At 67.2% G+C, this 6,078-nt stretch carries 6 protein-coding genes and 1 pseudogene; 4 read left to right on the top strand and 3 right to left on the bottom strand.

Going from position 1 to position 6,078, the window contains the following annotated elements:
- Positions 1-349 precede the first annotated feature (349 nt).
- The 3 genes from V7053_RS17425 to purM are packed head-to-tail and all read left to right on the top strand — an operon-like array spanning position 350 to position 3,470.
- Positions 350-646 carry a hypothetical protein gene (locus V7053_RS17425; RefSeq protein ID WP_334173528.1) on the top strand — a complete coding sequence of 99 codons (297 nt, stop codon included), beginning with the start codon at positions 350-352 and terminating at the stop codon, positions 644-646.
- A gap of 35 nt (positions 647-681) precedes the next feature.
- Positions 682-2,280 carry an amidophosphoribosyltransferase gene (purF, locus tag V7053_RS17420; protein ID WP_334173527.1) on the top strand — a complete coding sequence of 533 codons (1,599 nt, stop codon included), beginning with the start codon at positions 682-684 and terminating at the stop codon, positions 2,278-2,280.
- Entirely contained in the window at positions 2,277-3,470 is a 1,194-nt protein-coding gene (purM, locus tag V7053_RS17415; RefSeq protein ID WP_334173526.1) for a phosphoribosylformylglycinamidine cyclo-ligase, read from the top strand. The genes purF and purM overlap by 4 nt, the downstream gene beginning before the upstream one ends.
- Before the next feature lie 135 nt (positions 3,471-3,605).
- Here the strand turns inward: purM and V7053_RS17410 are convergent, their stop codons facing one another.
- Positions 3,606-4,547 (bottom strand): NAD-dependent protein deacetylase, encoded by a 942-nt coding sequence (locus tag V7053_RS17410; RefSeq protein ID WP_443022662.1) that lies wholly within the window; start codon positions 4,545-4,547, stop codon positions 3,606-3,608.
- A gap of 9 nt (positions 4,548-4,556) precedes the next feature.
- Positions 4,557-4,775, bottom strand: coding sequence for a DUF3073 domain-containing protein (locus tag V7053_RS17405; protein ID WP_334173525.1), 219 nt, complete (start codon positions 4,773-4,775; stop codon positions 4,557-4,559).
- A 211-nt stretch (positions 4,776-4,986) separates the two neighbouring features.
- On the opposite strand from V7053_RS17405, the gene V7053_RS17400 reads away from it, so the two are divergent.
- A complete protein-coding gene (locus V7053_RS17400) occupies positions 4,987-5,574 on the top strand; it encodes a septum formation family protein (RefSeq protein ID WP_334173524.1) in 588 nt (195 codons plus the stop codon).
- A gap of 14 nt (positions 5,575-5,588) precedes the next feature.
- On the opposite strand, the pseudogene V7053_RS17395 reads toward V7053_RS17400, so the two are convergent.
- Positions 5,589-6,078: pseudogene (locus V7053_RS17395) on the bottom strand (ATP-dependent chaperone ClpB); the annotation flags it as partial.

Raw genomic sequence — 6,078 nt, 5'->3', positions numbered from 1 at the left:
ACTGGGGCTATGGCATCTACGGCCAGGGAGGCAACGGCGCCATCACCACGTACGTTAGAACGCCGACGCAAACCCTCTCTGGGCCTGGATCACCCGTCGCCGCGGGGGGCTTCTTCCCCAACAGCCACGGCGGCATCATCGCGCGTAAGTAGTGCGTTCGGGTGCGGGTCCGCGAGGGCTCAACCCGAGAATCGACGATCAGGCGACGGAAGTCGTAGGAAGCCCCGCTTCGGGGAGGATGGGGTCTGCCCGCACCAGACTCCCCGAAGCGGATCCGGCTCGTCGATTCTCCCTCGGTGGCGTCTGGATTGGCGCCCCCGCACTTCTCATGACTCGGTACGCTAGAGACATGCCCTCGCAGCGCCAGATCACCGTCCGCCGTGCCCCGAAGTTCGTCCCTTTCCTCGTGACGGGCGGGCTACTCGGCGCCATCGCCGCGGTCATCTTCGGCTCAGGAGGGGACCTGCCGGATGGCTACACGAATGAATCGGCGTTCGGATACTTCCTCGTCCTGTTCGTGGCCGCCGGCGTCCTGGTCGGCGGGATCGCGGTGCTCATCGTTGACCGCGTGAGCGTCAAGCGCGCCCGCCGCGCAACCGTGGAGGAAGTGGCAGACGAGGCAGAGGACGACGAAGACCCATCCTGAAACGCCGCCCCTCGCTGGCATGAGACAATTAGCCAGTGGTACGCGGTGACGGACTCCTCTCACTTGACCTAGACCCAGTCGACAAAGGCCCGAAGGACGCTTGTGGCGTCTTCGGTGTGTGGGCACCCGGCGAAGAGGTCGCCAAGCTCACTTACTACGGCCTGTATGCCCTCCAGCACCGGGGACAAGAATCCGCCGGCATCGCCGCAAGCGATGGCACGCGCATCAGCGTGTACAAGGACATGGGCCTCGTTTCACAGGTGTTCGACGAGTCGACCCTCAACACGCTCACCGGGCACATCGCCGTCGGGCATTGCCGTTACTCGACGACGGGGGCAAGCCACTGGGCGAACGCCCAGCCGACGCTGGGGGCAACAGCCAACGGGACTGTCGCGCTCGCCCACAACGGCAACCTGACGAACACTGCCGAGCTTCGCGACATGATCGAGGAACTCACGGGCGGTCACCTCACAGGCGAGATGAAGCAGGGCAACACGTCCGACACCGCGCTCGTGACAGCGCTGCTTGCGGGCGAGAAGGGCCAGACCCTCGAAGAGACCGCCCTAGCGCTCCTGCCCAAGATCCGCGGCGGGTTCTGCTTCGTGTTCATGGACGAAGGAACCCTGTACGCAGCACGGGACACGTACGGCATCCGCCCCCTCTGCCTTGGCCGCCTGGAGCGTGGCTGGGTGGTCGCGTCCGAGCAGTCGGCGCTGGCCACCGTGGGGGCGAGCTTCATCCGCGAGATCGAGCCCGGTGAGTTCATCGCGATCGATGAGAAGGGCGTCCGCTCTGAGCGCTTCGGCAAGCCCACGCCCGCCGGCTGCGTGTTCGAGTATGTGTACCTCGCTCGCCCCGACGCCAGCATCGCAGGTCGCTCCGTCTACGAGTCGCGGGTCGAGATGGGTCGCCAGCTTGCGCGCGAGAACACTCATGAGGCCGACATCGTCATTCCGGTGCCCGAGTCCGGGACGCCGGCGGCAGTAGGGTACGCCGAGGAATCGGGCATCCCGTTCGCGCACGGTTTCGTCAAGAACTCGTATGTGGGCCGCACCTTCATCCAGCCCTCGCAGACACTCCGCCAGCTTGGTATCCGGCTCAAGCTCAACGCCCTCGAATCCGTTATCCGCGGGAAGCGGGTCGTGGTCGTCGACGACTCGATCGTCCGCGGGAACACGCAGCGCGCAATCGTCCGCATGCTGCGGGAGGCCGGGGCAAAAGAGGTCCACGTGAAGATCTCCTCTCCGCCGGTCAAATGGCCCTGCTTCTACGGCATCGACTTTGCCTCGCGCGCCGAACTCATCGCGAACGGTGCCACGGTCGAGGAGATTTCCCAGGCCATTGGCGCTGACTCACTCGGCTACATCTCGGAGGACGGGATGATCTCCGCGACCCAGCAGCCTCGTGAGCGGCTGTGCACGGCCTGCTTCACCGGGGTGTACCCGATCGAGCTGCCCAGTGCGGACAAGCTCGGCAAAAACCTCCTCGAGCGTGAAGTAACGTCCGAGGCGACCGAGGAAGGGGCCACCGAGGATCCCGCCGATCGTCCCGGCGCCGCTGGCTGCGATCCGGGTCCCGATTCCGAACTCGAACCCCTCCTGTCCCCCGCAGACCGCGACGAGGCCAACGTATGACGAACTCCGCCCCCCAGCCCACGGCAGCCCCCGCCACCACCGGACCCGCGACCGGCATCACCTACGCAGCCGCCGGCGTCGACGTCGAAGCCGGGGACCGCGCCGTCGAACTCATGAAGGACGCCGTCAAGGCGACCCACAACGCCTCGGTTCTGGGCGGCGTCGGCGGTTTCGCCGGCCTGTTCGATGTCAGCCGGCTGCTCACCTACCGCCGCCCGCTGCTCGCGACGTCCACCGACGGGGTTGGCACGAAAGTGGCCATCGCGCAGGCCATGGATGTGCACGACACCATCGGCTTCGACCTTGTCGGGATGGTCGTGGACGACATCGTCGTGGTCGGCGCGGAGCCGCTCTACATGACCGACTACATCGCGTGCGGGAAGGTCGTCCCCGAACGGATCGCGGACATCGTCCGCGGAATCGCGGCGGCGTGCGCCCAAGCGGGAACGGCGTTGGTGGGCGGCGAGACAGCCGAGCACCCCGGCCTTCTGGGGCAGAACGAGTACGACGTCGCGGGTGCGGCGACGGGAGTCGTCGAGGCCGACGCGCTTCTTGGCCCGGAGCGGGTCAAGTCGGGTGACATCGTCATCGGCATGGCGTCCTCGGGGATCCACTCCAACGGCTACTCCCTGGTGCGGCGGGTCATCAACCACGCGGGTTGGGCCCTTGACCGTCAGGTCTCGGAGCTGGGCCGGACTCTCGGCGAGGAGCTGCTCGAGCCGACGCGCGTGTACGCCGCCGACTGCCTCGACCTCGTCAGGACCCTCAATGGGACCGCCGGGGGTCCCGACCTCGCTCTTCGCGGATTCAGCCACGTGACGGGCGGTGGGCTCGCGGCGAACCTTGCCCGCGTGCTGCCCAAGGGCCTCCTCGCGACGGTCGATCGCTCCACGTGGGAGCTTCCCGCGATCTTCAAGCTCGTTGCCGAGCTCGGAAGCGTCCCGCAAGCCGATCTCGAGCGGACGCTCAACCTCGGGGTGGGCATGGTCGCGATCGTCGCCCCCGATGCGGCCGACGCCGCGCTCGCTCGGCTCGCTGAACGGGGCGTGGCCGCATGGTCCATGGGCACCGTGGGATCGGACGACGCCGGGGCGTCCCCGACGGCGAATTCCTCGAGCGATCCGGACTACGTCCAGGGCGCGAAGGGAGTTGACGGCGGCGCCGTCCGCCTCGTCAACGCCTACGCCTAACCGTTTCGGGTACGCCAACTCACGCTTTGCAGCTTCTCGGGTACGCCGATGCCAACGTATCTGCACCCGAAACGCCACAGAGCGGGAGTTGGTGCACCCGAAACGCCAGAGAGCGGGAGTTGGTGCACCCGAAAGTTAGAGGGCCGCGGCCAAGTCCTCCAGCGCCTCGCCCACGTCAGAGCGCCAGCGCCAGTGCGCTCGACTGTCCCCACGCGTCGGGCCTGCATTGACGATCCCCACCGGTTTGCCGTCCCGTACAGCGTCCAGCACGAATCGGAAGCCGCTCATGACGGCGAGGGACGAGCCCAGCACCAGGAGGCTCCGCGCCTCGGTGAGCATCGCCGTCGCCCGCTCCTTGCGCTCTATCGGGACGCTTTCGCCGAAGTAGACCACGTCGGGCTTGAGTTCGATCGAAGCGCACACGAGGCAGCCCACCATGCGGAACCTGTCGACCCAGACCTGCGGAAGCTCGACGTCGCCGTCGGGGTTGACCGTCCGGGGATCAAGGCGCACGGCCTCGGCGTATCCGGGGTTGGCCTGGGCCAGCCGTTCGTCAAGGTTGGCACGCCCCTCGACGTTGCCGCAGTTGAGGCACACGACCTTGTCAAGATCGCCGTGAAGCGCTACGACGTTGCGCGAGCCTGCAGCGGCGTGCAGGCCGTCCACGTTCTGGGTGACGACTCCGAGGACGACGCCGCGCGCCTCCAGCTGCGCGAGGATCCGATGCGCCGCATTCGGACGTGCCCGGTCGATGTGCCGCCACCCCACGAAGCTCCGCGCCCAATACCTGTGGCGCGCCTCCGGATCGTGGCGGAACTCCTGATAGGTCATGGGCCGATGCTTGCGCCACGACCCCTGCGGGCCACGGTAATCTGGAATACCAGAAGCGGTTGAAACGCCAGCCCCAGTCAGAGCCAGCACTGCGCCGCCCTGCAGCATGCCGAGCAGGCCCGCTCGAGCAGAAGAGGGCTCCTGCGGCTCCGCGGTCTCGACCACCTCTCGGGCGATAGACCGCAATGCTGCCGCATGGGCGCGCACTACCGAAGGATCATTTCCGTTGCTGGCGACTTCGCTCATGGGAGCGTGTCAGCCGATCCGGCGGGAATCCTCGTCGTCGTCAAACTGATCGGCGTACTTGTCCTCGTAGTCGGAATAATCCGGCTCGAGGTCGGCGTCGTGGTGTGCAGGGTGACCGCTCGACCCACTGAGCTCGCGCTCGAGGGCTGCATAGTCGGTACTCGGGCTGTAGTACTTGATGTCCCGAGCCTGCTTGGTTGCCTTAGCCTTTTGACGGCCGCGCCCCATGGCGTGACCCCCTCTTTTGCCTCGTCCCGGAGGTAGTCGCGAAGGCAGGCTCGCGAGGCCCCGGAGTCATTGATCAATTTGTCGTAGGTCTAGACTACATGTAATTGCGGCCGCCCGCGTATTCGCGAAACGTGCGGCCAACCGCAGGTGAGGGCCAGCGAGAGGCCGAGCCCTCAGTCCTCCGAAGCACGTCAGAAGGGCACCATTCGGCATGGAGAGCGCGCAGGGTCAGTACCGCCGCCCCTTGAGGGAACCGAACGAGCCCCCAACGCGCCGCCAGTACCGGATTCCCGAGCGTCCGCGGCGCGCTCCACGAACTCGCCGCCTCCCGACCTCGCCCTGGGGCAAGGTCCTGAGCACCGGTGGCGGCGTCGTCGTTCTCCTCATCCTCTGGGCCCTCATCGCTTCGCTAAGCGCGAAAAGCGACACGGCGGCGACGGCCCCGGCCGCGGAGGGATTGACTCCCTCCGCGAGCTACAAGACCGGCGACTGCTTCTCGAACTTCAATGCGGGCGCCGCCGCGAATCGGATCGTCCCCTGCACCCAGGCCCATTCTGCCCAGCTCGTCGCGACAGCGATGTACGGGACCGGCGACTCCTACCCCGGCAAGGGCGCGCTCGAACAGCACGCCTCGGACCTCTGCCGCCAGACCCAGCTCACGCTCCCCCAGGACACCAGCATGCTCCGCCAGCGGAACGCGTTCCCGAGCCAGGGCAGCTGGTCAGCTGGCGACCGCCGCGTCGACTGCTTCGTGGAGAGCACTAAGGGCAACACCCTCACCGCGTCGTTCCTCCCCTGACGCCACCGGCGGGGCTACGCCTCCTGAGACGCAGGCGCCTTACGGGTGACGCTCAGCCCGCTCGTCGCGCCGGTGAGGTCCTGGAGATCGACCGTGACATCCGAGACGTCGACGAGGACGGTGTCCCCGTCGATGATCTCGCCCGAGAGGAGCTCCTTCGCGAGCCGATCGCCGATCTCGCGCTGGACGAGCCGGCGCAGTGGGCGCGCTCCGTACGCCGCGTCGTAACCGGTCATCGCCAGCCACGCGCGCGCGCCGTCCGTCACCTCGAGCGTGAGGCGACGCTCGTGCAGGCGCCGCTGCAGCGAGTCGACTTGGAGCTGCACGATCCGGGCGAGTTCCTCCACGGAGAGGGGGTCGAACATGATGACATCATCGAGCCGGTTCAGGAACTCCGGCTTGAACGAGGAGTGCACCACGCCCATGACCGCGTCGCGCTTGGTGGCCGCGCTCAGATCGGGATCGACGAGGAACTGGCTGCCGAGGTTCGAGGTCAGCACGAGG

This window comes from Sinomonas sp. (assembly GCF_036848755.1).
In the GTDB taxonomy this organism is placed as follows: domain Bacteria; phylum Actinomycetota; class Actinomycetes; order Actinomycetales; family Micrococcaceae; genus Sinomonas.
This window is presented reverse-complemented; position numbering and strand designations above follow the sequence as displayed.